We start from the raw sequence: 25,570 nt of genomic DNA on the forward strand, positions 1-25,570 counted from the left end.
CTCCCATGAAGATGAAGACGCTACTTTCGGCCGCGCTGCTGCTGGTCATGTCCCTCGGCTCTACCTCCGCGCTGGCGGCCACGGAGATCACGCTGTTCCGCTTCTTCGGCGGCTGCAGCGACGAGTACGCCAACGTCACCGACCTGTCGAAGGCCGTCGGTGAGTGCGGCATCATCCAGGTGCTGACCAACAAGTTCAACGCGGAGAACAAGGACGGCATTCTCGTCAAGACGCAGTCGGTGGAGTGGGGTGTCTACTACGACCGGCTGAGCGCCAATGTCGCGGCCCGTACCCCGCCCGATATCGCCGTCATGCACCGCAGCGTCCTGCCGAACTACCAGGTGCGCAATCTCCTCGAGCCGCTCGGCAAGGACTTCGCCGCGGTGGGCATCGACACCGCCGACTTCGTGCCGGTGGCGCGCGAAGCCGTTACCGCCAAGGGGGAGATCTGGGCGCTCCCCTTCGACGTGCATGCCCTCCTGTGGCACGTCAACGCGGACCTGTTCATCAAGGCGGGGCTCGTCGACGACAAGGGCCAGCCGAAGATGCCCACCAGCCCGGCCGAGCTGATGGAGCACGCCGCGACGATGAAGGCCAGGACGGGCAAGCCGTACTTCGCCATCCCCTCCGGGGCGGATCCGATGCCCTCCTGGCAGTACCTCACCTGGGTCTGGCAGCAGGGCGGCAACCTCGTCGACGCGGACAGGAAGGCGCAGCTGGAGTCGAAGGAGAGCAAGGAGGCGTTGCGCCTGCTCGGCTCCCTCTACGCGGCCGGCCACGCCAATCCCAGGCACGACTACGCCGGAGCGCAGCAGGCCTTCCTCGCCGGCGAGGCGGCGGTGCTCGTGAACGGCACCTGGGGCGTGGATACCTACGCGGCGCAGGCGAAGGAGCCGAACGTGGCCCTCAAGAACTATGTCGTGCGCGACATGCCCACCCTCTATGGCAAGGATGCCGTCTGGTCCGACAACCACACGTGGGTGCTGCCGAAGCAGTCGAAGCCCGATCCAGCGAAGCGGAAGGCGGCGCTCACCTTCCTGAAGTTCCTCTACGACAACAACCTGCAATGGGCCCGGACCGGGCATCTCCCGGTGCGTGCCTCGGTGCTCGCGAGCGCCGAGATGCGAGCCCTGCCGCACCGCGCCGAGTACACCCGCACCGCCACCATCGCCACGGCGCTACCGCCCATCGAATTCCAGCGGGGCATCATGGACGTGCTGGTCAACGAGCTGAACTCGACGTGGCTGGTCCACAAGGACCTGGAGGTGGCCCTCGCCAATGCCCAGCGCGCGGTCTCGGCCATCCTGCGCCGCTCCCGCCATCGGTAGAACGGCTCCACGCGGCCCGTGCACCTCTCTGCCCGTCTTGCTCGTCCATGGGGCGGGCGGGCAGGGGAGCGGAGAGGTGGCGCCCCGGTTCGAGCGTGCTGGAACTGGCAAGGCCCCCTCCAGTAGCTTTGCGCCCCCTCATGAGCACCCCCTCCGACCTTGAATCCCCGCGTGGCCCCGCGGGAGCCCAGCTCCCCGCCGAGCCGAACCGCCTCCGCTCCAACACCGTGCGAGACCCGGCGGGTCTCTTCGACCTCCCCGCGAACGAGTCGCGCACGCTCCAGGACATCGTCGCGAACCTGCAGCGCGTCCCCGAGCCGCTCGTCCACGAGACCCTGCCCGATCCCTTCGTGCTGCGGCTGGATGAGCGGAGCCCCGGTGGTGCACGCACCGCGGGCCTCTGGCTGATCGCGACCACCAATGATCAGCCGTTTGCCTTCCGGCTGTACCGCTTCGCGGGAGGCACCTGGGTGCCGCACAAGGTGGATGGCCAGCACCGTGCCATCTTCCCCGAGGGAAAGCTGCCCGCGTGGTGGAACGCGGGCGAGCTGGATCCGCTCTCGCCGGACCTTCCCCGGGACCTCGTCGTGGCGCGATGGGCCCCGGAGATCGACGTGCGCAATGGCCTGCTCACGCTGCACTACACCGCGAGGGATCGCGCCGGCATCCTGCGCACCGCCTACGCCACCGCCACTGCCATCGACGGCGAGTGGACGGACCATGGCTTCCTCGACCTCAATGTCCGCGTGAAGGAGCTGGCTCCCGACTACCCGGGTGGGCCCGCGGGTGAGAACCCCGTCGTCGGAATGATTGACGGCCATGTGGCCGCGGTCGTCGACCCGGAGGGGAAGGAGCGGACGTTCCTGCTCACCAAGGTGGACGGAAACGGCTTGCAGTGGAAGGACCCGGTGACGCAGGCGCACCGCAAGGCTCCCACGCCCATCCTGTCGCACGAGTTCACGCAGGACGCGGACGGGCGCATCACGCTGCTGGGCCCGGCTCGGGTCCTGCTCACCAATGGACCGCATCATGACGGCCTGGTCGAAGGCCAGTTCGTGGTGCACGAGAATGGCCAGTCCTATCTCGTCTACAGCGCCGGCTTCTTCGGCAACTCCGAGTACCGCACGTACATCGCGAAGGTCGACCTGCTGGCTCACGAGGTGAGGGACGAGCGGCTCTTGATCGACAGCGCGAGCCCGGCGCTCGGTGGGCAGTGGAATGGCCCGGGCCACCCCTCCCTGGTGAGGGTGGGGGAGGGGCTGTACGCCATGTATCTGCACGTGTGGCGCAACGGCATCGAGTACGGAAAGGATGGAGACCAGCGTCTGCCCATCCAACGCCATGTCGCCTTCTGCGACCTCGAGGGCCGCCCCTGCGAGCCGTTCGTCGTCGAGGAGCGCTTCTCGGGGGCGTGAGCCGTCTGGCGTCCCCGCGTGCGGCAGGCACCGTCGGTGTTGGAGGGAGTTCGCATGGACACTCGTCGCTTGGTGCTGGGGCTGCTGGCCACACTCGTTGCTTCACTGGCGTTGGCCGCCAGCTCGAAGAGCCCCGGCTTCTACGCCAACCCGTTGAAGCCGCGGCTCCCGAAGGGCGGCGTCGTCGAAAGCTGTGCCGACCCCACGGTGCTGCGCGGACAGCAGCGGGGCGATCCGTACTGGTACATGTACTGCACGACGGATCCGCTTCACGACAAGGACCGCGACGCCCAGGGGAACTGGGTGTTCCACAAGATTCCCCAGCTGCGCTCCCTCGATCTGGTGAAGTGGGAGTACGTCGGCGACGCCTTCCAGTCGGTGCCGGCCTACGCCGCCAGCAGCGCGGGCCTGTGGGCGCCGGAGGTCGTCTACTCGGCGGAACATGACAAGTATTACCTGTTCTTCGCCGTCACCGACACGACCGGGACGGAGTGCACGGGTGACAGCGCGATTGGTGTGGCGGTCAGCGACAAACCCACGGGGCCGTGGAAGTTCTCCGGCGCGCCAGTGATTGGCCCGCGCAAGGACACGTCCAACCCGGATCCCTGCGCCTTCCAGTGGACCTTCGATCCGGACGTCCTGGGTGACTCGGTCGGCACGGACAGCGTCTTGTATTACGGCAGTTACTCCGGGGGCATCTTCGCCAGGAAGCTCACGTTGACCGCGGACGGGGCGACCGCTGGTGACGACGAGAAGCGGATCACCATCGGCAACCGCTACGAAGCAGCGAACGTCGTCTCCCGCGACGGCGCCTATTACCTGTTCGGCTCCGCGACGAATTGCTGCAACGGCGCGCTGACCGGCTACAGCGTCTTCGCCGGGCGGTCCACCAGCCCATTCGGTCCGTTCGTGGATCGCGAGGGTCAATCGTTGCTGGATCCGCGGGTCGGCGGAACACCCGTCCTCAGCATGAATGGCAACCGGTGGGTGGGCCCCGGACACAACACGGTGTTCCAGGACGCGGCGGGTCAGTGGTGGACCGTCTACCACGCCGTCGATCAGGCAGACCCGTTCTTCGAATCGGCGCCAGGGTTCACCAAGCGGCCCGTGCTGTTGGACCCGTTGGATTGGGTCGACGGGTGGCCGGCCGTGCGCGGTGGCCTCTGGGCTTCGGACGGCAAGCTGCCCGCGCCCGCGGCTCGAGACGGGTACAAGTCCCAGTACCGGACGAGTCTGGCGCGGCCCCACGTCCCCGGTGACCGCCTCGCGGCGGCGTCGGACGAGCTCGACGGGACCGCGCTGAGCGCCTCGTGGTCGTGGGTGCGGCCGCCAGACTCGAGCACGTATGGTGTTGCCGACGGAACGTTCCGCTTCGAGGTGCAGAAGGCAGACCTCTACGTCGACACCAACAACGCCTCCCTGCTGACGCGCCCGGCGCCCAAGGGTGACTACCTGGTCGAAACCCGGGTGCGCCTCGATGTGCCGGACGAGGGCTGCTGTTTCAACTCCGCGCAGGCCGGCCTGGTGCTCTACGGCGACGACGACCACTACATCAAGCTGACGGTCACCTCCATGGGGGAGACGCGTCAGACGGAGTTCGCGAAGGAGCGGGCGCCGGTGCCGGCCGGCCATGCGCGCTACGGCAACACGGCCGTCGGCCCCCCTTCGAAGGATTGGACCTACCTGCGCATCGCGGTCGAGCGCCTCGGTGGCGAGGCACGCCGCGCCGCGGGCGGCGACACGGTGGCGTACACCGCGTACACGAGCCAGAACGGCACGGACTGGGTTCGCGGCGGCACCTGGACGCACGCGATGACCGGCCCGCGAATCGCCCTCGTGGCGATGGGGGGGGGCGGCAGGTTCACCGCCGGGTTCGACTACGTCCGCGTCTACGCGCTGCGGTCTGGCGAACGCGCACGGCGATGACCCCGCCGGCCTGGAAAAAGGAAGCCCTCCCGCGCCCAAGCGAAAGGAATTGAACACCCCTCCGCCCTCCAAAGCATTGTCAGACCTGCCGTGTACAACTCCTGTCCATCCTCGCAGTGCCGAGGGAGACAAGGGGCGACCATGGCGAAGGCGCATACGCTGACGGATACCTTCAATGACAATTCGACGGATGGCTCCAAGTGGGGGAGCTACGGGCCCATCCAGGAAGTGAATCAGCGTCTCGAAATCAGGCCCGCGGGCAACGTTGCCCAGTACGGAGGGTATAAATCCGTCGCGGGGTATGACCTGCGCGACTCCTCCATTCACATCGAGGTCGTCCAGACCCTGTACGCCGGTCCCTGTGAGACGAATTTCGAAGCCATCATTGATGTCGGTACCAATACCAAGATGCTCTTCAACGCCGGAGGGGGGTTGCTGACCTGCTTGCTCACGGGAGCCAACCCCTTGACGCGGAGCGTCCCGTACGATCCGGAGAGCCACCGCTGGTGGCGCCTGCGCGAGTCGGCCAAGGTGCTCTATTGGGATGTGTCGATCGATGGGCAGGACTGGTGCACCCTGGCCAGCACGTCTACGCCCGCCTCCCCGAGCCTCTCCTCCGTGGTCGTGAATATCCAGGCGGGGACCGACGACAAGACCGCATACCCCGGCGTGGCCATCTTCGAGTCGTTCAACGTCCCCGGCACCCGCGAGTCCCGGCGCTCGGAGGAGCGGCGCCTGTCCGCTCTGGCCACCCGCGAGAAGGCCGCTCAGCTCGCCGCCAGCCGCCGGCATGCCGAGCACTTCAACAACAACGACGAGGTCAACTACCCGGACCGCCCCTTCATCGGCAACTACTCCAAGAGCCTCAAGCACGACGCGGTGGGCGACCCGGATCCCATCTCCTATGGCTCGCTGCTGCGGGCCCTGGAGAGCCGTGATCCGGGGGACTTCGAGGAGATCGTCCTGGCGCCGAACGCGCTCAAGCTCACCAACCCCCAGGCGGGTCTGGCTTTCGACCTGGAGGGCCCGGATGCCCAGGCCGTCACCCAGCCTCCCGCGCCCCGCTTCGACAGCAAGCAGGCCGCGGCCGAGATGGGCGAGCTGTACTGGATGGCGGTCGCCCGTGACGTGCCCTTCCGCGACTACGCCTCCCAGGCGGGCATCGCCAACAGCATCATCGAGCGCGCCGTCCGCTCGCTGAACACCGAGTTCCCCCAGTTCGGCGGCACCGCGCCCGTCACCGCGCAGAACCTCTTCCGCGGCATCTTCCCTGGCGACCAGGTGGGGCCCTACGTCTCCCAATTCCTCCTCAAGGGCAACAGCGACCCGCGCAAGCCCGACACCAAGGGGCGCGACGCCGACGAGGGCTTCATCACCTACGGCTCCCAGGTCATCGACCAGCGCCAGTTGACCGTGAAGGGCTTCCCCGACGTGAGCGTCGCCGCCGCCGACTACCTGACCTCCTTCACCAACTGGCTCGCCGTGCAGAACGGCCGGGATGACCGGGGCAATGACCAGTTCGACACGACCCGCCGCTTCATCCGCAACCTGCGCGACGGGGCCAACTACGTCCACTTCGACCAGGTGGTGAACGCGTACTGGAATGCCGCCTTCATCCTGCTCTCCGAGCCCAATGGCAACCAGCTCGCGGGCATGGGCGCCAGCCGGCCCCAGGTGGACAAGGAATTCCCCTGCGACACGGGCAACCCCTATGACCCGCCGGGCACCGCGGGCGACTCGCGCACCCAGATGGGCTTCGCCACCTTCGGCGCCCCCCACCTGCTGCAACTGCTCATCGAGGTGTCCGGGAGGGCCGCGCGGGCGGTGTGGTGGCAGAAGTGGGGCGTGCACCGGCGGCTGCGCCCCGAGGAGTACGGCGGGCGCATCGACAACCACCTGTCCAGCCCCAGCCGGCGCACCTATCCGCTCGACGCGTCCATCCGCAATTCACTGTCCACCGGAGTGCTCAGCGCGTATTTCCCCAGCCGCTGGGGCTCCTTCCTGCTCCCGCAGGCCTACCCCGAGGGCTGCCCCAACCACCCGGCCTACGGCGCGGGCCACGCCACCGTCTCCGGCGCCTGCGCCACCCTTCTCAAGGCCTACTTCGAGGAGAGCACGCCCATCGAGAATCCTCTCATCGCCAGCGTGGACGGCACCACGCTGGAGCCCTACCCGGGAGCGGACTCCGGACAGATGACCGTGGGCGGCGAGCTCAACAAGCTGGCCAGCAACATCTCCCTCTTCCGCAACGCCGCGGGCGTCCACTGGCGCTCGGACTACACCGAGTCCATCCTGCTCGGCGAGCGCGTGGCCATCGGGCTGCTGCAGGAGCTGAGCCTCACCTACAACGAGGACGACGCCTTCTTCCAGCTCACCCGCTTCGACGGCACCACCGTCCGCATCGCCCATGGGGGCGTCGAGCCCGTCGTGTGAGCCGGCCCTCGCCATCCGCCGTGGCGTGGCCAGTATGTACACGACACGGCCGATGGCGTCGTGCTGTGAGGCCAGGGGGACCCGGTGAGCACGGGGCCCTGGTGGACGGTGACCGTCCAGCCCGGTGCTCCCTCTCCAGCCCCCTTCCCGTGCGCTCCTCGCGCCGGGTTGCTCCACGACCTGGCAGGCAACGCACCCCGCCTGCGCGCTCACCTGCGGTGCCTACTCTTGCCGCATGGGTAGCCAGGACTCGACGCGTGCGGCACGCACTCCCACTGTACCGGGGGCCGGTGTACCGGAGGCCACCCCCGCTCCCGAGCCATGGGCGGGACCAACGCAGGACCCAGAGACGCCCGTGCGTGGCTATCCCCGCCCGCAGTTGAGGCGCGCGGGGTGGTGCCCGCTCAACGGCGCCTGGGACTTCGCGCTCGATCCGCTCGGGCGCTGGTCGGTGCCCGCGGAGGTGAGCTGGGAGGCGCGCATCCAGGTGCCCTTCGCGCCGGAGACGGAGCGCAGTGGCGTGGGGGATACCGGCTTCTACCGCGCCTGCTGGTACCGCCGCACCTTCGAGCCGCCCGCGCTCGGGGCCCAGGAGCGGCTGGTGCTGCACTTCGGCGCGGTGGACCACACCGCCACCGTCTGGGTCAATGGCTCGCGCTGCGCCCACCACGAGGGCGGCTACACGCCCTTCAAGCTCGACATCACCGACCTGCTCCACCGCGATGGCCCGCAGGAGATCGTCCTGCGCGCGGAGGATGACCCCGCCGACCTCGCCAAGCCCCGGGGCAAGCAGGACTGGCAGTTGGATCCACACTCCATCTGGTACCCGCGCACCACCGGCATCTGGCAGACGGTATGGCTGGAGCGTGTGCCCGTCACCCGCATCGAGGGCCTGCGCTGGACGCCCAACCTCAACCGCTGGGAGCTGGGGCTCGAGGTGCACATCGAGGGCACGCGCCCCGAGGGGCTGCGGCTGGACGTGCGGCTGAGCGTGGGGGACACCCTGCTCGCCCGGGACTCGTACACGGTGGTGCTCGGCGAGGTGTACCGCCGCATCGCCCTGTCCGACCCGGGCATCGACGACTTCCGCAACGAGCTGCTGTGGAGCCCCACCTCGCCCAACCTCATCCAGGCCCGCCTCGAGCTGCGCGGCGCCGACGGCCAGCTGCTCGACGCGGTGGACAGCTACACCGCGCTGCGCGCCGTCTCGGTGCAGGGGGACCGCTTCGTGCTCAACGGGCGGCCCTACCCCATGCGGCTGGTGCTCGACCAGGGCTACTGGGACGGCACGGGCATCACCGCGCCGGACGACGCGGCGCTGCGGCGGGACGTGGAGCTCGCCCGGGCCATGGGCTTCAACGGCGTGCGCAAGCACCAGAAGATAGAGGATCCGCGCTACCTCTACTGGGCGGACCGGCTGGGGCTCATCGTCTGGGAGGAGATGCCCAGCGCCTACCGCTTCACCCGCCAGTCCGTCGAGCGGCTCACGCGCGAGTGGCTCGAGGTGCTCGCCCGCGACTACAGCCACCCCTGCATCGTGGCGTGGGTTCCGCTCAACGAGTCCTGGGGCGTGCCCAACCTGCCGGACAACGCCGCCGAGCGGCACTACGTGCAGGCGCTCTTCCACCTCACGCGCACGCTCGACGCGGGGCGTCCGGTCATCGGCAACGACGGCTGGGAGAGCGTGGCCACCGACATCATCGGCATCCACGACTATGACGCCGACCCGGGGAAGATCGCCCAGCGCTACCACTCGCATGAGGTGCGCCCGCACCTGTTCCGGCGCGAGCGGCCGGGCGGGCGGGTCATCGTCCTCGACGGCCACCCGCATGCGGACCATCCGCTCGTGCTCTCCGAGTTCGGCGGCATCTCCATGTCGCGCGGCGACCAGCGGGAGTGGGGCTACTCGCAGTGCAAGGGGCCAGAGGATCTGGCGCGCCGCTACACCGCGCTGCTCGAGGTGGTGCGCTCGCTCGATCTGTTCGCGGGCTTCTGTTACACGCAGTTCGCCGACACGTACCAGGAGGCGAACGGGCTGCTGTACTCGGACCGCACCCCCAAGTTCCCCCTGGAGCAGATAGCGTTGGCCACGCGCGGCCCGCGCTTCCTCAGCGACATCCCCATGCCCCCCGCGCCCTCCGGGCGTCCCCGGCCCACCACCGAGTCGGGCGAGCCCGAGTCCGCGGGCACCTGAAGAGGAACGGCGATGCAAGCCCCCACCGATGACGCACCCCGCTTCGAGCCGCTCTTCGGCCGGCCCCCCAAGGTCCGCGTCCAGGCGCCGGGGAGGGTGAACCTCATCGGCGAGCACACCGACTACAACGGTGGCTTCGTACTGCCGATGGCCATTCCCCAGCAGACCGAGGTGGTGCTGGCCCCGCGCGAGGACCGCCTGGTGCGCGCCTTCAGCGCCAACCTCGGCGCGAAAGGCCAGGTGGACACCTACGAGCTGGGACAGGAGAAGCGGGGCAGGGGATGGCTCGACTACATCCAGGGCGTCACCCATGTGCTGCGCGCGCAGGGCCTGGAGGTCGGGGGCTTCGATCTGTGGCTGCACTCGCACGTGCCGCTCGGCAGCGGACTGTCCTCGAGCGCCGCCCTCGAGGTGGCGCTGCTGCGGGGCCTCCGGGAGGCCTTCGGGCTGAAGGTGGATGACGTGCGCATCGCCCTGCTGGGCCAGAAGGTGGAGACCGACTTCGTGGGCGCGCCCGTGGGGGTGATGGACCAGATGGCCTCCAGCCTCGCGGGCACCGGCGCGGCGCTCTTCCTGGACACCCGCAGCCTCCAATACGAGCGCGTCCCCCTGCCCGCCGGAGTGGAGCCCATCGTCATCAACTCGGGGGTGACGCACAGCCATGCGGGCGGCGACTACAAGGTGCGCCGCGCCGAGTGCGAGCGCGCCGCCGCCCAGCTCGGCGTGGCGTCGCTGCGGGATCTGCCCGACGCGGAGTTACCCCGCGCCCTGGCACTGCCCGAGCCGCTCGGCCGCCGCGTGCGCCACGTGCTCACCGAGAACGCGCGCGTGCTGGACACCGTGCGGGCCCTGCGCTCGGGGGACCTGGCCGCGCTGGGGCCGCTGCTGTATGCCTCGCACGCCTCGCAGCGCGACGACTACGAGGTCTCCGTCCCGGAGATCGATCTGCTGGTGGACCTCGCCCGCGCCGAGCCCGACGTCCTCGGGGCCCGGTTGACGGGCGGCGGCTTCGGCGGCTCCGTGGTGATGCTGGCCAGGGCGGGCAAGGGAGCGGACGCCGCGGCCCGCATTGCCGCTCGCTACTCGGAGCGCTCGGCCCACAAGGCGACAGTGCTCGTCCCCGAGCCCCAGGCAAAGCGCTGATCTCAACACACGGACCGGGGGACCGGGGGGTAGCCAGCCAGGCCCCAGCTGTCCTTCAGGTCAATGGGACGAGAAGCGAGAGGTGCCCACCGTCCCCCCCATGAGCCGCCAAGGCACTCTAGGGAGGGGATCGATGACGACCCAATCGGGCAACAATGTGATGGATGCGGGCCACCTGCCGGACCTGGTGTGCCTCTCGCATCTACGGTGGAACTTCGTCTTCCAGCGGCCCCAACACCTGCTCAGCCGCTTCGCCCGGGAGCGCCGGGTGTTCTTCTTCGAGGAGCCCATCTACGACCGCAAGCAGCCGCGGCTCCACGTCACCCGCTCGCCCGAGGGCGTCTGGGTGGCCGTACCGCATCTGCCCCAGGGCCTCGACGAGCAACAGACCATCGCCATGCAGCGGGCGCTGCTCGACGAGATGCTCGCCCGCCATGACGTGCGGCGGTACGTGAGCTGGTACTACACGCCGATGGCGCTGCCCTTCACGCGCCACCTCGAGCCGTTGGCCGAGGTCTACGACTGCATGGACGAGCTGTCCGCCTTCCGGGGCGCGCCGCCCGCGCTGCTGCACCGCGAGGCCGAGCTGCTCGAGCGCGCCAACGTGGTCTTCACCGGCGGCCAGAGCCTCTACGAGGCCAAGCGGGACCGGCACCACAGCGTGCACGCCTTCCCCAGCAGCGTGGACGTGGCGCACTTCGCCACCGCGCGCCGGCAGTTGCAGGAGCCCGCGGACCAGGGCTTCATCCCCCATCCGCGGCTGGGCTTCTTCGGCGTGGTGGACGAGCGGATGGACCTCGGGCTGCTGGAGGCGGTGGCCACCGCGCGTCCCGACTGGCAGCTCATCATCATCGGCCCGGTGGTGAAGATCGACCCGGCGACGCTGCCGCGGCGGCCCAACCTCCACTTCCTGGGAGGCAAGCTCTACACGGAGCTGCCGGCGTACCTGTCCGGCTGGGACGTGGCGATGCTGCCGTTCGCGCGCAACGAGTCCACGCGCTTCATCTCCCCCACCAAGACGCCCGAGTACCTCGCGGCGGGCAAGCCCGTGGTGTCCACCTCCATCCGCGACGTGGTGCGCCCCTACGGCGAGCAGGGCCTGGTGCGCATCGCCGACACGCCGGAGGACTTCGTGCGCGCCTGCGAGGCGGCCATGACCGAGGACCACACCGCGTGGCTGCCCCGCGTGGATGCGCACCTGGCGACCATGTCCTGGGACACCACCTGGGCCCGCATGAAGACCCTGCTCGATGCCGCCGCGATGCAGCGGGAGGACGAGCGCGTCGCGGCTACACCCGTCACGGCCAGCGAGGACCTGGCCACCCTCTGATTCGATAATCCGGCGCGAGCCCGCGCCCCAAAAGGAGAAGACAACATGTTCGACTACATGGTGGTGGGGGCGGGTTTCGCCGGAAGCGTGATGGCCGAGCGGCTCGCCAGCGTCCACGGCAAGAAGATCCTCATCGTGGAGAAGCGGCCGCACATCGGCGGTAACGCGTATGACCATTACAACGATGACGGGGTGCTCGTGCACAAGTACGGGCCCCACATCTTCCACACCAACTCCCAGGACGTCTTCGACTACCTGAGCCGCTTCACCGAGTGGCGGCCCTACATGCACCGGGTGCTGGCGAGCGTGGACGGGCAGCTCATGCCCATCCCCATCAACCTCACCACCCTCAACCAGTACTTCGGTCTCAACCTCACCTCCTTCGACGTGGAGGGTTTCCTGCAGAAGCTCGCGGAGAAGCGCGAGGCCATCCGCACCTCCGAGGACGTGGTCCTCAGCAAGGTGGGGCGCGAGCTGTACGAGAAGTTCTTCCGCAACTACACGCGCAAGCAGTGGGGCCTGGACCCGAGCGAGCTGGACTCCACGGTCATCGCCCGCATCCCGGTGCGCACCAACCGCGATGACCGCTACTTCAGCGACAAGTACCAGGTGATGCCCAAGCACGGGTACACCCGGATGTTCGAGCGGATGCTGGACCACCCGAACATCAAGATCCTGCTCAACACCGACTACCACGAGGTCAAGGACGTCATTCCCTACCGGGAGATGATCTTCACGGGCCCCGTGGACGAGTACTTCGACTATTGCTACGGCAAGCTGCCCTACCGCTCGCTGAACTTCCGGCACGAGACGCACAGCCAGGAGAAGTTCCAGCAAGCGCCGGTGGTGAACTTCCCCAACGAGTACCCGTACACGCGCTGCACCGAGTTCAAGTACCTCACCGGCCAGGAGCACCCGAAGACGAGCGTCGTCTACGAGTACCCCACCGCCGAGGGTGACCCGTACTACCCGGTGCCCCGTCCGGAGAACGCGGAGCTGTACCGCAAGTACGAGCAGCTCGCGAAGGACACGCCGCACGTCCACTTCGTGGGCCGGCTGGCCACGTACAAGTACTACAACATGGACCAGGTGGTGGCGCAGGCGCTCACCCTGTGCACCAAGATCATCGGCGTGCGCCGACGCGAGCTGCTCGACATGCAGGTGGAGGGGCACGCGTGAGCACGAAGAGCTCCGGAAGGCCCGAGGGACTGCCCGAGATCTGGGGCGGCATCGAGGGCACGGTCAACCGGGTGGGGGACCGCTACTTCGACCAGATGGCGCGCAGCGGCCACTGGCGGCGCATCGAGGACCTGGAGCTCATCGCGGCGCTGGGCATCCAGGCCATCCGCTACCCGGTGCTGTGGGAGCACATCGCGCCCAACGGGCCGCACCGCGCGGACTGGACGTGGCCGGACGCACGGCTGGCCCGCCTGCGCCAGTTGGGGGTGCGGCCCATCGTCGGCCTCGTCCACCACGGCAGCGGACCGAGGCACACCAGCCTGGTGGACCCGGCCTTTCCCTTCGAGCTCGCGCAGTACGCGCGGGCCGTGGCCGAGCGCTACCCGTGGGTGGAGGACTACACCCCCATCAATGAGCCGCTCACCACCGGGCGCTTCAGCGGGCTCTACGGACACTGGTATCCGCACGGCAAGGACTACCCCACCTTCGCGCGCACGATGATGGTGCAGTGCCGCGCGGTGGTGGAGGCCATGCGCGCCATCCGCCAGGTGAACCCCGCGGCCCGCCTCATCCAGACGGAGGACATGGGGCGCACCTACAGCACCCCGCACCTGGCCTACCAGGCCGAGTTCGAGAACCACCGCCGCTGGCTGAGCCTGGACCTGCTGTGTGGACGCATCGACCGCCAGCACCCGCTGTGGCCCTACCTGCTGCGCTGGGGCGTCTCCGAGAAGGAGCTCGGGTGGTTCCTCGACAACCCCATGCCCCCGGACGTGGTGGGCATGAACTACTACATCACCAGCGACCGGCTGCTCGACGAGCGGATGGAGCACTACCCGCAGTGGTCGCACGGCGGCAACGACCGGGACGCCTACGCGGACGTGCACATCTCCGCGGTGTGGAAGGACGCCATCGCCGGGCACCGGGACATCCTCTCCAGGGCGTGGGAGCGCTACCGGCTGCCCGTGGCCTTCACCGAGGTGCACCTGGGCTGCACCCGGGAGGACCAGCTGCGCTGGCTGGCCGAGGCCTGGGAGGCCGTCTGCTCGCTGCGCGCGGAGGGCGCCGACGTGCGCGCCCTCACCGTGTGGAGCCTGCTGGGGGCCTATGACTGGAACACGCTGGTGACGGCCGAGCGCGGCTTCTACGAGCCCGGTGTCTTCGACATGCGCGCGCCCGCCCCGCGCCCCACCGCGCTGGCCCACATGACGCACGCGCTGGCCACCCGCGGGGACTTCGAGCACCCGCTGCTCGACTCGCCGGGCTGGTGGAGGCGCAAGGAGCGGCCGGAGCCCAACTTCGCCGCCAGCCTGCATGGCGACAACCCGTCGCCCCACATCGGCTGGGTGCCCGGGCGGTGTATGCAGGCCCGCACGCCCCGGCCCCTGCTCATCTCGGGCGCCACGGGAACGCTGGGGCGGGCCTTCGCCCGGCTGTGCATGCAGCGCGGCATCGCCTTCCAGCTCCTGCCCCGCCAGGAGCTGGACATCGCCTCGCCGGAGTCGGTGGAGCGCGCGCTCGAGCACTACCAGCCCTGGGCCGTCATCAACGCCGCCGGCTACGTGCGCGTGGACGACGCCGAGACGGACGTCGAGCGGTGCTTCCGCGAGAACGCCCTCGGCCCGGAGGTGCTCGCCAGCGCCTGTGCCGAGCGGGGCACACGGCTGGTCACCTTCTCCTCGGACCTGGTCTTCGGAGACGGGCGGCGCTCGCCCTTCGTGGAGAGCCACCCCGTCCAGCCGCTCAACCACTATGGCCGCAGCAAGGTGGAGGCCGAGCGCCGGGTGCTGGAGCGGCTGCCCTCCGCGCTGGTGGTCCGCACCGGGGCCTTCTTCGGCCCGTGGGACGAGTACAACTTCGTCACCCTCGCCCTCTCGGCGCTCGCTCGCGGGGAGCCGTTCGCCGCGGTGGAGGACGTGGTCGTCTCCCCCACGTACGTGCCGGACCTCGTGCACGCCTGCCTGGACCTGCTCATCGACGAGGCGAGCGGCGTGTGGCACCTCACCAATACCGGCGAGGTGACATGGGCGGAGCTCGCACGCCAGGTGGCCCGCTCTGCCGGGCTGGATGCGCGGCGGGTGGAGGGGCGGCCCCTGGAGTCCTTTGGATGGGCGGCGGCACGGCCTCGCTACAGCGCCCTGGCGAGCGAGCGCGGCCAGGTGATGCCCACGCTCGGCAACGCCCTGGAGCGTTACCTCGTGGAAGACGAGATCAAACCCACGCGGCGGGCGTCCGGCGGTGGCCGGGTGGCCTGCGCGGTGTGCGGAGGCGACAGCGATGCGAGTCATGGTGACGGGCGGTGCGGGTTACATCGGGAGCGTGGTGACGGAGGAGTTGCTGCGGGGGGGTGACCAGGCCGTCGTCTACGACAGCCTCTACAAGGGCCACCGCGAGGCGGTGGTGGAGGGCGCCACCTTCGTGAAGGGGGACCTGCTCGACACCGCCTTGCTGCGCGAGACGCTCGCCCGCCACCAGGTGGAGGCGGTGGTGCACATGGCGGCCGACTCGCTCGTGGGCGAGTCGGTGAAGGTCCCCGCCAAGTACTACCGCAACAACGTCCTCGGGGGGCTCAGCCTGCTGGACGCCATGCGCGAGGCGGACGTGAAGTACCTCGTCTTCTCCTCCACGGCGGCGGTGTATGGCGAGCCGGCCAAACAGCCCATCGAGGAGAGCGACCCGACGCAGCCGACCAACCCGTATGGCGAGACGAAGCTCGCCTTCGAGCGGGCCCTGCGCTGGTATGACGCGGCGCATGGGCTCAAGTACGTGAGCCTGCGCTACTTCAACGCCGCCGGGGCCACCGAGCGCAGCGGCGAGCGCCATGATCCCGAGACGCACCTCATCCCGATCGTGCTCCAGGCGGCGGCCGGCCTGCGCCCGGAGGTCACCGTCTACGGAGACGACTACCCCACGCCGGACGGCACCTGCGTGCGCGACTACATCCACGTGGTGGACCTGGCGCAGGCGCACATCCTCGCCCTGCACGCGCTGGCCAAGGGCCACCCCAGCTCCATCTACAACCTGGGCTGCGGGGGCGAGGGCTACAGCGTGAAGCAGGTCATCGACTGCGCCCGCCGCGTCACGGGCAGGGACATTCCGGTGGCCAAGGGCCCGAGGCGGGCCGGAGATCCGGCGGTGCTCATCGCCAGCTCCGGACGCATCACGCGCGAGCTCGGCTGGAAGCCCACGCAGCAGAAGCTCGACACCATCGTCGAGTCCGCCTGGCGCTGGATGCAGCGGCGCCGCTAGCGCACGGAGGAGCTCGGGCCGCCCGAGCTCCTCCCCCCCGTCATACCTCCGCGAGCTCGGTGAGACAGGCGCCCAGGCGCGCTTCCACCGCCTTGTCGATGTGGTGCTTCATCCCGCTCCAGGTGTGGTCCCAGGACAGGCGCGAGAGGAACGCGTCCACGCGCGGCAGCCAGTGCTCTGTCGGCTGGGACAGGCACTCCTCCACCGCCTGGACGAAGGCCCGCGGCGTGTCCGCGATGCGCACCAGGCCCTGCTCGCCGTAGGGCCGCACCACATCCCGGATGGAGGTGGACACCACGGGCCTGCCCGCCGCGAGATACTCGGGCGTCTTGGTGGGACTCAGGAAGCGCGTGGCCGGGGTGCGGGCGAAGGGCGTCATGGCCACATCCCAGTTGGCGAGGTAGGCCGGCAGCTCCTTGTAGCTCTTGCCCCCCAGGTAGTGGATGTTGGGCAGGCGAGGCAGGCTGTCGGGGGAGATCTTCACCACCGGCCCCACCATCACCAGCTGCCAGTCCGGGCGGGCCCGGGCGACGCCCTCCACCAGGGCCAGGTCCATCCGCTCGTCAATCACGCCGCAGAAGCCGATCCGCGGGCGGGCAAGCGCGGCCTGGTCAGCCGGATCGGCCGGTCCCTGACGGGCCTGCGCGAAGTGCGGCACGTCCACGCTGCTGGGAAAGGGGTGCACGTTGGCGTGCTGCTCCCGTTTGGACTCGTAGAGATGGTGGCCACCGGTGAACATGACGTCCGCGCGGCGCATCAGCTCCCGCTCGCGCTGCACCAGGATGGGCGGTGCGCCGCTGAAGGCGGACAGCTCGTCCATGCAGTCGTAGACCACCGCGCGCGGCCGCAGCGAGTGCGAGAAGGCGAGGGCCATGGGCGTGTAGTACCAGAGCACGAAGTCGTTCACGCCCTGGTCCACGAGCATCGCCTCGAGCAGCTCGCGCTGCACCTGCGCGAGGCGCTCCGGCTCCACACGGGTGCCCGGCGGAGGATCGGGCGTCACCTGCGTGGCGCCATCCACCTGGATGTGAGGAACGGCGACCCAGACGCCCTCGGGCGAGCGGGTGACCTCCAGCCGGGTGGGACCGGGGCCCCAGGCGGGCTCCTCCACGAAGAAGACGCGGCGCTCACGCGCGAAGCGCGACATGAGGTGCTGCGGGCGCTGGAAGACGAAACTCCAACGCAGGTGCGACAGGCAGACGAGGTCCGGGAGAGCGCCCCGGGTGTCGTCCCTCTTCTTCGTGTGCTGCATGTGATGTCCCTCCGCCGGAATACGGCGCATGACGGAAGGGTGGGCATCGCTCCGGTCTGTTCCATGGGACGACAGAACGAGCGAGCGACCTGGCCGTTCCTCCGGCCACTCGCCTGCTCGGGGTCAGGCGTCGCCCATCACGAGACCTTCGATGGTGTGAGCCTGCACGATGGGGAGCAGCTCATCGACCACCCGGTACGTCAGGTGCCGGCGGACCTCGGGGGGCAGGGAGTCGTGGTAGCTCCGGGTGAGCTGCAGGTCGTGACGATCCGCGTTGCGGGCGCAGGGCGCGTCGACCCCGAGGACGAGGACCGGCCGGGACTTGTCGGACGGGTTGGCCGTGCCGCGGTGGACTGTCAGGGCGGACCGCGCCGAGATGTCGCCCATCTTCGGCATCTTCCGCTGCGCGAGCTGCTGATAGCGGGGATAGTGCGACCTGGGCGGGAACATCCCATGCTCGAAGTCGGGGCCGTGGTCCCACTGCGTGCCGGGCGCGATCTCGAAGGGGCCCATGTCCTCGGTGACATCGACGGTCGTGAGGTTGAACGCCAGCGAGTTCAAACGCCGTCCGCGCAGCGTCTCCTCGGGGCTGGGGAAGTCCCGGTGCCAGGGCTGGTTCAGGGCGCCAGGGCCCGGCACGTCGAAGCCAAGCTCGACGACCTTGTAGTCCGGTCCCAGCACGGACTCGCAGACCGCCATCACCCACGGGTGCGTGATGAGGTGGACAAAGCCGCTGAGCCGCTCCGGGTGGATCTCGACGTAGTAGCGATTGGGCCCCCGGCCGAGTGCGCCGCCCGGTCGCGCGAGTGCCTCCTGGAACAGGACCTTGATGTCCCGTCCGACCTGCTCCACCCAGCTGCGCTCGAAGGCTCCCTTCAGGCCGATGATGCCATCCCCATAGAGACCGCCCATGATGGCCGCGGTGTCGTACTGAGGGGCCGCCTGCCGGGTGGTGCTGATGAGGCCTTCCGTCACCTGCTTCGCGTTCGAAGCCGCTTCCTGACCCTGTCCGTTGTAGCGCATGGCCTTTACAACCACAGCCCGCGGCCCGGTTATTCGAGCCCGCTTGCGCCGGGTGTTCGAAGAGGAACCCATCGCTTTCCTTGAAGCGCCGGGCCGTGAACCCGCCACGGCTCACTTCCCGCCACGCCCGCACGTCGTCGTCCGAAAGCCCCTCCTGAGCTCCCGTCAGGACGGACAGGGGAGCGCTCGAGCAGGTGCCAGGCAGGCAGCGGTAACGCTCGACCGCTCCGTCGTCAGCCCGGAGCGGGGTCCGCTATCCGCCGTGGTGTGGCCAGTGGTGCACGACACGGCCGATGGCGTCGTGCTGTGAGGCCTCGGGGTACCCGGTGAGCACGGGGCCCTGGGGGACGGTGAACTGATAGCCCCTTCCCGAGGGCACGGGGCCGTGGGTGACTCGGGCGGCGGCCCAGAGTTCGCCCCGTCCGGCACGCACGGCCGTGGCCAGGCAGCGGTCGAAGTCCTCGGCGGGGAGCAGACAGAGCTGCTGCATCATCAGGGGCAGGGACAGCTCGGCGGGACGTTCGGTGGGCCAGGTGCCGAAGAGGGCGCGCAGCATGTCGTCGAAGCCCTGGTCCGGCAGGAAGGCGACGTGGCCGGAGCGCATCACGAGCAGGCCCGGCTCGTCCCAATACTCGGGGCCGGCGGTGTGGGAGCGGCGGGTGGCCGGGAACATGGCCAGCGTGTACGTGGGAGGGCCAGACACCCGGCCGCGTAGGGGCGGCCCCGTGTGCATCCGGAGCAACGCCTCCAGGAGGTCGAGGTTCTGGAGGTTGGAGAAGGTGACGGTCTGCTTTCCCTCCCCGCGCAGGGGGCGCGTCCACGAATTGCGGCTGTGAGTGAGGCGGGTGATGCCATCGGGCCGGAGGGACTCCAGCGGCATCTGCTTCATTCCTCCGAAAAACTGCTTCCACACCAGCCGCCGGGGCGTGAGCCAGTACCGGTGTGGGTCGGGGAGCAGGGCCCTCATCAGGACGGACAGGATGAAGATGAAGAAGAGGGCCCTCTCCGCGACACTTTCTTGGGAACGACTGCCGACGACATAGCTCCCGGCGAGCAGCCACACGACGATGAGGATGCACTGCACCACGAGCATGCCTGTCAGGCCGCCGGAGACGAGCACGGTCTCGTCCTTGCCGGGGACCCGGGGCGGTGGCTCGAAGATCTCCGCCTCCAGCCGCGCGAGCCCGTCGAGGAAGGACGTGGCCCTGTGCTCGCCGAGGTGGGTGAGCCGCATGCGCACCCGGCTTTCGACGCTGGCGCGCTGGACGCGGAGCTGGCCGATGAGGACGCGCAGGGGATGGTGCTCGGGCGAGGACTCCTTCTGGAGCCGGCGCTCGGCGCGCTCGAGCGCTTCGCCCAGGGGGCCCTCCTGCTCGCGGAAGCGCCGCAGCAGCTCGGGCTGCTCCCGGAGGCGGCGCAGCCAGTCGCGGGCGGTGAGCCGCTCCAGGAGCGCGGCCTGCTGGTCCCGGGCCTGCTCGAGCACCTCCCACGTCCCCTCGAGCTGGACGCGCAGGTCGTGCTCCGACGCGTCCTGCGGCCGAGGGGGCGTGTCCGTGGGGGAGCGCGTGGGCATGGGGCGGAGGGCGTCCTAGCCGAGCCAGGCGATGAGGGCGCGGATGGCCTCCTCGCGGCGCCGGGAGGCCTCCTGGACGCGCTGGAGGGTGTCCTCGAGCGTATTGCGGAGCGCGGCAACGAGCGTGACGGGATCCGAGGCCATGGGAGTGTGGAGCCTATCGCAGAGCCCGCGCGGGGCCGGGTATTGCTTTCGATGCGAGCCGTATTGCTCGGGGAAACCGCCAGCCTGGCGAGCGCTCTCTTCGTAGCGCAGGGGGCAGATACTTCTCTGGCAAATGGCAATCGGAGGGTATGAGGAACGCATATGAGCGACGAGCGCACGCCTGCCGAGCCCGAAGTCATGGAGCCCACGTTCTGGCGGAAGAACGGCTGGACGGCCAGGGTCATCAAGAACGAGGACGATGACGGCTGGGCCGTGGAAATCCGCAAACAGGGGCTCGCCGAGCCCGTCCTCATCAGCCCGTGGGTGATGGGCCGCGATAAGAAGAACCCCAAGCCCTTCGATGCGACGGCGTTCGCGACCTTCGTGAAAACGGCCTCGGAGGTCCTGGACCGCTCCGCGCGACAGCGCGACCAGGCCATGACCAAGAAGCTCTCCATTGCCTGGGAGGGCCGCTGGTACGAGGTTCGGCTCGAGCTCGTGGCCGATGAGTATGAGCCCCACGCGCTGCTCTCCGCCGTGGACGACGCTGGCGCGACCGTCGCGAAGTATCGCGTGCCCGTGACCTTCAAGTTCAACAGAGACGCCGCCAACGAGTGGGTGCGCGGCGGCTTCTGCGAGCCCTGAACTGGAGTGGAGGTTTCTGGGAGAGGCGCTACTCGGCGGAGCAACTCTGCCTGGTCCACTCGCGGCGTCCTCTCCCTCCTCGGTTTCTTTCTGGGCGCTGCCTCGAGCGCCACGCTCGCCTTCTCACCTGCTTGGGCGATCTACGGCCTGCTCAAGCGCTACTGGGACGAGCGCGGGTAAGCCCGCCAGCCGGCCCGGTCAAGCCTTCGGCGCCATCCAGACCAGGTTCCAGAGGTGGCCGTCGAGGTCTTCGAAGCCCTGGTCATACATGAAGCCGTTGTCCTCCGGCGGATGCGGGATGCGGGCGCCGGCGGCGGTGGCCTTGGCGATCAGGCTGTCGACTTCCTCCCGGCTCTCGCAGCTCAGGCAGATGACGACCTCGTTGGCCTCCTTCGCCTGCACGACGGGCTTGTTGATGAGGCTCTTGAAAAAGGCTTCGGTCGTCAGCATGACATTGATACTGCCGTCCACGACGACCATGAACGCCGCGCTCTCGTTGGAAAATTGCGGATTGAAGCTGAAGCCGAGAGCGGAAAAGAAGGCCTTGGATTTGTCCAGGTTCCTGACCGGCAGGTTGAAGATGATCTGCTTGTTCATGACGTCTCCACGTTGGAAGGTGAGTTGAGTGAGTTGATTACAGGTCCCGCATCCTGACGACGAATGATGACGCATGAAATCGACAAGCGCGAAGCGGATTCGCCCTTGGCGGCTTCGATTTCCGCCGCCTCCATCGGCATCAGGCGGAACGCGTGGAGCCCCGGGCCGGAGTGTCTTCCATTGAGGCGAGTAGCGGCGCCAGGGCCTCGCGCGTGACGGTGCGAGGCATTCCCTCGGGCAGGTGCGGCGGCTCGCGACGGCGGGCCAGCAGGGAGATGAGCGCGGAGGCCGTACTCGTGCCCTCGGTGTTCTCCAATTGCTGACGTAGGGCCTCGGCCTTCTCGCGGAAGCCCGGATCCTCGCGCAACCTCGCCACGGCCCGGCGGACGCTCTCCTCGGTCATCCCCTTCATGGGCTGGAAGAGCCCGGCGCCGAGGTACTCCACGCGCCGCGCGTTGTCGTGCTGCTCGCCGCCCACCGGCACCACCAGCAGGGGCTTGCCCGCGGCCAGTGTCTCGTTGGTGCTGTTGTTGCCGCCGTGGCTGATGACCAGGTCCATCCTCGACAGCAGGTCCACCTGGGGAACGCGGCGGAAGAGGAGCACGTGCGGGGGCAGCGGCTTGGAGGCGAGCGCCGGGTACGCCGCGCCCGCGCTCACCACGACCTGGAGGCCCGGGGCGTCCAGTCCCCGCAGCAGCGTACGGAACACCTCGGGCTTGTCGTTGAAGACGGTGCCGAGCGACACGTAGACCTTGAAGGCATCCGCGCGCAGCTTGTCGAACGGGAAGCCCTCGGTGTCGGTGCCCCGGCGGGTGGAGAAGCAGGGGCCGACGTAGAAGGTGCTCGGGCCCAGGCCGCTGCGAGGGGCCTCGATGGCCTCGTGGCTCATCACCAGGTTGAGCCAGGGTGAGGCGGGCGTGCGCAGGACGTCGGGCGGGCCGCGCACCAGCCCGAGCGCGCGCCGGGGCTCCTCCATCCGCCGGGCCAGTTGCACGAGCAGCTCCGCCTCGGCCACCTCGGCGCGATGCAGCTCGGGACCGTCCGGGGTGCCGATGGGCAGGCCGCTGCCCCAGGGAGGAATGCCGGGGCCACGGAAGGGCAGACCGCTGTGGTAGACGGCCGCCCAGGGCAGGCCCAGCTTCTCGGCGGCGAGGTGGGCCGGGTAGAAGGCGAAGTCGGCCACCAGCACGTCGGCGGGCTGGCGCTCGAGCCGGCGGAGGATGTCGCGGGCGGTGGCCTCGGCTCCGGCGGTGAAGAGGTTGAGGGCGATCCGCGATTCCTCGTAGCCGCTGCTCCGGGCCAGGCGGATGGCGTGGAAGATGACGCCGAGCGCGGGGCGGAGCCGCTCCAGGGGCAGCCCGGCGCGCTCCACCATGGCCGGCACATCCATCACGTTGTTGAGGATGTCTGGCTTCAACCGGAAGCCGAGCGATGGGGCTCCCGGGACGAAGAAGCGGACGCGGTGGCCCTCGGCCCTCATGCGCAGGGCCGTGGCCAGCAGCGTGTTGAGGTGGCCCACCGTGGGGTGGCACAGGAAGGCGATATCGCTCATGGACCCGGCATCATAACGGGCATGCCGGGCCGGGCGAGCTTCACTCCTGGCGGAGTGTCATCACGGAGGCAGCGCGGTGCTCACGTTTCCAGGCGCAAGGGCAGGGAGAGCGGGCCACGCGCGATGATGGACTGGGACCAGGGCAGCTCCTGGCGCACGAGCGAGACGCCACGAAGGCGCGGCAGGAGCGCCTCGAGGCCGAAGCGGGCCTCCAGGCGGGCGAGCATCGCGCCCAGGCAGAAATGGGGCCCGTGGCCGAAGGAGAGCTGGCTCGGGTTCTCGCGCTCGAGGAGGAAGCGATCCGCCTGGGGGAAGCGGCCCTCGTCGCGCAGGGCCGCGCCGATCAACGCGACGACGACGGAGCCGCGGGGAATCGTCACGCCGGAGAGCACCACGTCCTCGGTCGTCAGCCGGAGGCTGCTCTGCGCGGGAGACTCGTAGCGAAGGACCTCGTCGATGAGCCGGGGGATGAGGGCCGGCTGCTCGCGCACGCGCTCCAGCTCGCGCGGGTGCCGCGCGAGCACGACCATCGTATTGGCGAGCAGGTACACCGTCGTCTCCACCCCGGCCGGCACCAGGCCGAAGAGGAAGCTCAGGAGCTCCTCGTGCGAGAGGGCCTCGCCGCGGATGAGGTCGCTCACGAGCTCCTCTCCGGGGTGGGCACGCCGGGACTCGATGAGCGCGGTGAAGCAGCGCTCCATCTCCGCGAGGCTCTGGCGGATCTCCTCCATGCGTTGGGGCGAGGGCTGGCTGGCGGGGATGCTGACGAGATCATCCGCCCAGCGCTTCAACCGCGGGGCCATATCGGGCTCCAGGCCGAAGAAGAAGTTGAGCACGCGGGCGGGGAGGGGCAGGGCGAACCCGGCGACGAAGTCCACCTCCTGGTGGCGCACGAGCTCCGCGGCGAGCGCCTCGGCGAGGTCACGGATACGGGACTCCAGCCGGGCGAGCGCGGCGCCACTGAAGGCCCGGCTCACCAGGGTGCGCAGCCGCGAGTGGTCCGGCGGATCCTTCATGACGAGGGAGTCGGCCGTGGGATTGCGCTCCAACCAGGGGGGCAGGAAGCTGCGGCCGAGGCCGGCCGACGAGAAGCGCCGCGCGTCCTTGAGGACGGTGACCACGTCGTCGTAACGGCTCACGGCCCACATGCCGCCGGGCTCCACCTGGCACACGGCCCTGCGCCGGAGCTCGGCGTACAGGGGGTAGGGATTGGCTCGCACGTCGGGGGTCATCAGGTGCAGGGGCTGGTCCATGGCTCGCTTCCTCGGGGGAAAGGGACTGGAGCCACGGAGGGCAAATCGCGGGCCAGGCGGTTCGGACTCGAGGCCCCAGAGGGACGCGGGCCCCATGGCGGCGGAGGGGCCTGTGCGGACCGGTCGAATCGACCGGGAGGGCCGGTCGAAATGGAGGAGGGGAGCGAGGCCCGGAGCCCGTGCTACCGTCGCCGCCCGTGTCGCCGACCGTGCCCAGCGCGCTGCACCAGCGCCTTCACGACAACCAGCTCACCATCGCCTCCCTGCACCGGGGAGGAATGTCACGCAGGCCGGACGGAGCCGAGCTCCTCAGCACCGACCCGGAGCTGCGCTACCTCGTCCTCGAGGCTCCGCTCTCCGCGCCGTTGCCGCCGGGCTGCCACTCCATCCGGGTGATGCCCTGGGCGGGGGAGCTGTCGCGGCAGTTGCGCGAGCACGGGTTCTGGCGCCGGGGCGGATTGCTCTACATGTCGCTCGGGCGGGAGCTGCCGCCGCCTCCGGTGGTGGCGGACTTCCGGGTGGAGCGCGCGCACACGCTCGAGGCGCTCGTCGCCTTCACCAACCTCCAGCTCGACGCCTTCCCCGAGCTCCAGGATGCCGGGCGGCGCCGGTTCGACTTCCTGCTGGCCTCGCAGGTGCGCCACCTGGAGGATCCCTCGCATCACTACGTGCTGGGGTACCAGAAGGGCCGGGCGGTGTCGGCGGGGTTGCTGCTGCGCACCGGGGGCGTGGGCGGCATCTACAGCCTGGCCACCCAGCAGGCCTGGCGGGGACGGGGCATGAGCCGGGTGCTCATCGCCTCCCTGGTGGACGAGGCCCGGAGCAACGGCTGTGACGTCATCGCCTTGCAGGTGGGCTCGGGGGCGCGGGCCGAGCGGCTCTACCGGAGGCTCGGCTTCGAACCGGAGTTCGAGGTGTCGCTGTACGGGCGCTAGAAGGCCCATTCGGAGTATGGAGGCGGGCATGGGCAACGGAAAGCCACAGGAGAATCCAGGTCAGGAGCCGCGGCAGCGGGTGCGGAACATCCAGGGAATGTTCCTCCCGCTCCTGTCCCAGCCCGACCAGCCAAAGGAGCTCGAGGAGCTCTACAAGGCCGTCGTGGAGAAGGGCCGCGAGGCGATGCTCTGGTACGCCGTCCGCAAGGAGAGCAACAAGAAGTGGGGGCGGAGGTTGCGGCTCATGGCCATCCTGCTGACCGCACTGGCCAGCATCACCCCCATCCTCGTGCAACTGCTGCCCAACGAGCAGAAACTCCAGCAGTTGAACCTCCTGGCGTCTCTCTTCGCGGTGATGGGCGCCACGTGCGTGGGGTTGGACAACTACTTCGGGGCCTC

The 25,570-nt window shown here is 69.4% G+C and carries 20 protein-coding genes; 13 read left to right on the forward strand and 7 right to left on the reverse strand.

What is annotated here, in order from left to right:
• Nucleotides 1–5: 5 nt before the first annotated feature.
• From ACJ8AN_RS36800 to galE, 10 genes are all read left to right on the forward strand, one after another.
• Entirely contained in the window at nt 6–1,328 is a 1,323-nt protein-coding gene (locus ACJ8AN_RS36800; RefSeq protein WP_407760267.1) for an extracellular solute-binding protein, read from the forward strand.
• A gap of 140 nt (nt 1,329–1,468) precedes the next feature.
• On the forward strand, nt 1,469–2,743 hold the full coding sequence (locus ACJ8AN_RS36805) for a xylosidase (protein WP_407760268.1): 1,275 nt from the start codon (nt 1,469–1,471) through the stop codon (nt 2,741–2,743).
• Nucleotides 2,744–2,797: 54 nt separating this feature from the next.
• Nucleotides 2,798–4,669 (forward strand): family 43 glycosylhydrolase, encoded by a 1,872-nt coding sequence (locus tag ACJ8AN_RS36810; RefSeq protein WP_407760269.1) that lies wholly within the window; start codon nt 2,798–2,800, stop codon nt 4,667–4,669.
• 141 nt (nt 4,670–4,810) lie between these two features.
• Nucleotides 4,811–7,102, forward strand: a complete 2,292-nt coding sequence (locus tag ACJ8AN_RS36815) for a vanadium-dependent haloperoxidase (protein ID WP_407760270.1) — start codon at nt 4,811–4,813, stop codon at nt 7,100–7,102.
• A 355-nt stretch (nt 7,103–7,457) separates the two neighbouring features.
• Complete coding sequence (locus tag ACJ8AN_RS36820; RefSeq protein ID WP_407760271.1) at nt 7,458–9,296, forward strand: glycoside hydrolase family 2 protein; 1,839 nt, start codon at nt 7,458–7,460, stop codon at nt 9,294–9,296.
• 12 nt (nt 9,297–9,308) lie between these two features.
• Nucleotides 9,309–10,439: a galactokinase gene (gene galK, locus ACJ8AN_RS36825; protein WP_407760272.1), complete on the forward strand. Its 1,131-nt coding sequence runs from the start codon at nt 9,309–9,311 to the stop codon at nt 10,437–10,439.
• A gap of 133 nt (nt 10,440–10,572) precedes the next feature.
• On the forward strand, nt 10,573–11,769 hold the full coding sequence (locus tag ACJ8AN_RS36830; RefSeq protein ID WP_407760273.1) for a glycosyltransferase family 1 protein: 1,197 nt from the start codon (nt 10,573–10,575) through the stop codon (nt 11,767–11,769).
• Between the two features lie 45 nt (nt 11,770–11,814).
• Complete coding sequence (gene glf, locus ACJ8AN_RS36835) at nt 11,815–12,948, forward strand: UDP-galactopyranose mutase (protein ID WP_407760274.1); 1,134 nt, start codon at nt 11,815–11,817, stop codon at nt 12,946–12,948.
• Nucleotides 12,945–15,299, forward strand: coding sequence for a family 1 glycosylhydrolase (locus tag ACJ8AN_RS36840; protein ID WP_407760275.1), 2,355 nt, complete (start codon nt 12,945–12,947; stop codon nt 15,297–15,299). Before glf ends, ACJ8AN_RS36840 begins: the two co-directional genes overlap by 4 nt.
• Nucleotides 15,226–16,197 carry a UDP-glucose 4-epimerase GalE gene (galE, locus tag ACJ8AN_RS36845; RefSeq protein ID WP_407760276.1) on the forward strand — a complete coding sequence of 324 codons (972 nt, stop codon included), beginning with the start codon at nt 15,226–15,228 and terminating at the stop codon, nt 16,195–16,197. The genes ACJ8AN_RS36840 and galE overlap by 74 nt, the downstream gene beginning before the upstream one ends.
• Nucleotides 16,198–16,237: 40 nt before the next feature.
• Here galE and ACJ8AN_RS36850 read toward each other — a convergent pair whose 3' ends face one another.
• From ACJ8AN_RS36850 to ACJ8AN_RS36865, 4 genes are all read right to left on the reverse strand, one after another.
• Nucleotides 16,238–17,449, reverse strand: coding sequence for a glycosyltransferase family 1 protein (locus ACJ8AN_RS36850; protein ID WP_407760277.1), 1,212 nt, complete (start codon nt 17,447–17,449; stop codon nt 16,238–16,240).
• Nucleotides 17,450–17,572: 123 nt separating this feature from the next.
• Nucleotides 17,573–18,472, reverse strand: a complete 900-nt coding sequence (locus ACJ8AN_RS36855; protein ID WP_407760278.1) for a phytanoyl-CoA dioxygenase family protein — start codon at nt 18,470–18,472, stop codon at nt 17,573–17,575.
• A 253-nt stretch (nt 18,473–18,725) separates the two neighbouring features.
• Complete coding sequence (locus ACJ8AN_RS36860) at nt 18,726–20,045, reverse strand: hypothetical protein (RefSeq protein WP_407760279.1); 1,320 nt, start codon at nt 20,043–20,045, stop codon at nt 18,726–18,728.
• 15 nt (nt 20,046–20,060) lie between these two features.
• Nucleotides 20,061–20,189, reverse strand: coding sequence for a hypothetical protein (locus tag ACJ8AN_RS36865; protein ID WP_407760280.1), 129 nt, complete (start codon nt 20,187–20,189; stop codon nt 20,061–20,063).
• A 162-nt stretch (nt 20,190–20,351) separates the two neighbouring features.
• Here ACJ8AN_RS36865 and ACJ8AN_RS36870 point away from each other — a divergent pair, with 162 nt between their 5' ends.
• The gene (locus ACJ8AN_RS36870; protein WP_407760281.1) at nt 20,352–20,834 is read left to right on the forward strand and encodes a hypothetical protein; all 483 of its coding nucleotides are present in this window, start codon (nt 20,352–20,354) and stop codon (nt 20,832–20,834) included.
• A 198-nt stretch (nt 20,835–21,032) separates the two neighbouring features.
• Here the strand turns inward: ACJ8AN_RS36870 and ACJ8AN_RS36875 are convergent, their stop codons facing one another.
• The 3 genes from ACJ8AN_RS36875 to ACJ8AN_RS36885 all read right to left on the reverse strand — a co-directional run bounded on the left by ACJ8AN_RS36875 (nt 21,033) and on the right by ACJ8AN_RS36885 (nt 24,236).
• Nucleotides 21,033–21,431 (reverse strand): VOC family protein, encoded by a 399-nt coding sequence (locus ACJ8AN_RS36875; RefSeq protein WP_407760282.1) that lies wholly within the window; start codon nt 21,429–21,431, stop codon nt 21,033–21,035.
• Nucleotides 21,432–21,570: 139 nt separating this feature from the next.
• Nucleotides 21,571–22,983: a glycosyltransferase gene (locus ACJ8AN_RS36880; RefSeq protein ID WP_407760283.1), complete on the reverse strand. Its 1,413-nt coding sequence runs from the start codon at nt 22,981–22,983 to the stop codon at nt 21,571–21,573.
• A gap of 80 nt (nt 22,984–23,063) precedes the next feature.
• Nucleotides 23,064–24,236 carry a cytochrome P450 gene (locus ACJ8AN_RS36885; RefSeq protein ID WP_407760284.1) on the reverse strand — a complete coding sequence of 391 codons (1,173 nt, stop codon included), beginning with the start codon at nt 24,234–24,236 and terminating at the stop codon, nt 23,064–23,066.
• A gap of 197 nt (nt 24,237–24,433) precedes the next feature.
• Here ACJ8AN_RS36885 and ACJ8AN_RS36890 point away from each other — a divergent pair, with 197 nt between their 5' ends.
• Together ACJ8AN_RS36890 and ACJ8AN_RS36895 are read left to right on the forward strand one after the other, a co-directional pair.
• Nucleotides 24,434–25,171, forward strand: a complete 738-nt coding sequence (locus tag ACJ8AN_RS36890) for a GNAT family N-acetyltransferase (protein WP_407760285.1) — start codon at nt 24,434–24,436, stop codon at nt 25,169–25,171.
• Between the two features lie 28 nt (nt 25,172–25,199).
• Nucleotides 25,200–25,570 (forward strand): SLATT domain-containing protein (locus tag ACJ8AN_RS36895; protein ID WP_407760286.1); only part of this gene is annotated, 371 nt, incomplete at its 3' end.

It is taken from the genome of Archangium sp., from assembly GCF_045802675.1.
Classification (GTDB): Bacteria; Myxococcota; Myxococcia; order Myxococcales; family Myxococcaceae; genus Archangium.